The following is a 1,366-nucleotide window of genomic DNA, read 5'->3' on the forward strand; positions in this document are numbered from 1 at the left end:
TATTGGCGGCAATTTTGGCAATGTACCGCAGGTTGCCGATGCCGTACCGCTGCGCCCGTCCGATGGCGGTTTGCAGCGTAGCATCGCCGTACCGGTCGCCCAGGCGCGCCAATTCCCGACGGTCCGCGTCGTTCGGGCTGCCGAACGCCTGCGTATAAACAGTCAGCGTATCCCGGGCCGGCGACGCTGTCCGCAAACTGCGTACTAAATCGCCGTACACGGGACGGCCGTCCGCCCCGGTCGGCACTTGCGGCAACGTCCGTTTCGGTTTCGGCGGTAGCAAAATAACTTCATAGCCGTCTTCATCTATGATGATCCGCTCTTCCGTTACTTCGTCACCTGTCGCAGCGGCAGCCGCGGCGTCCGGGGCCGCCGTCGCGGGTGTTCCTTCGGTCGGTGCCGAACCGAACAAGTCCGTCGCGGCCGTTTCTGCCGCCGCGGGCATGACGTCCGGCACCACATGGGCTACGTCCGTGGCGGTCGTTTCTGCCGCCGCGGACATGACGTCCGAATCCGCAGGGACTACGTCCGTGGCGGTCGTTTCTGTCGTCGCAGACATGACGTCCGAATCCGCAGGGGCTACAGCCGTGACGGTCGTTTCTGCCGCCGCAGGCATGACGTCCGAACCCGCAGGGGCTACAGCCGTGGCGGTCGTTTCTGCCGCCGCAGGCATGACGTCCGAACCCGCAGGGGCTACCGCCGTGGCGGTCGTTTCTGCCGCCGCAGGCATGACGTCCGAACCCGTAGGGGCTACCGCCGTGGCGGTCATTTCTGCCGCCTCGGGCATGACGTCCGGCACCGCATGGGCTACAGCCGTGACGGTCGTTTCCGCCGCCGTCCCTTCGACCTCTTCCGGACAGGCGGCGGCGTTGCGGGCTTCCCGTTGCCGTTGCCGCCACCGCGCCACACGGGCCCGCGTAGCTTCCCGCCGGGATCCGCCGCCCTGCATGTCTTCCCACATGGTGACATACAGCAGACCGTCCGCTGTCCGTTGCAGCAGTTCCAGTTGCAGCAATACGTGCAGGGCCTGTTCAATGACGGCCGGCTTTTTGTGAAACCGGGCGGCAAAGGTCGAAATGGCAATAGGCAGCCGCGGCGTCACGCCGATGCGACCGCCGTCGTTTATTTTGGCCGCCAAATCCCGCAAATAAAACCAAAAGGTAAATAAAAAGGTACCGTTTTTTTGTGCTGTCAAATAGACCATGCGCGGATCGTCCATATAGCCGACCGGCACTTTCACCCATTGTAAATGCTGCATAGTAATGCCTCCTTATCCGCCTGTACGGAAATGTTGTCGAGCGGTCGAAAAAGACCCCTCTACTTATATAGGCGATTGAGGGACCCTAAAAACGACAAAAATTTCTAT

1 protein-coding gene is annotated in these 1,366 nt (G+C 62.0%); it reads right to left on the reverse strand.

Annotation, left to right across the window (positions count from 1 at the left end; genetic code table 11):
- On the reverse strand, positions 1 to 1,258 hold a 1,258-nt coding region (locus HMPREF1039_RS07035), incomplete at its 3' end, for a phage replisome organizer N-terminal domain-containing protein (protein WP_007391748.1).
- Positions 1,259 to 1,366: the final 108 nt, after the last annotated feature.

The organism is Megasphaera lornae (assembly GCF_000214495.1).
GTDB lineage: Bacteria > Bacillota > Negativicutes > Veillonellales > Megasphaeraceae > Megasphaera > Megasphaera lornae.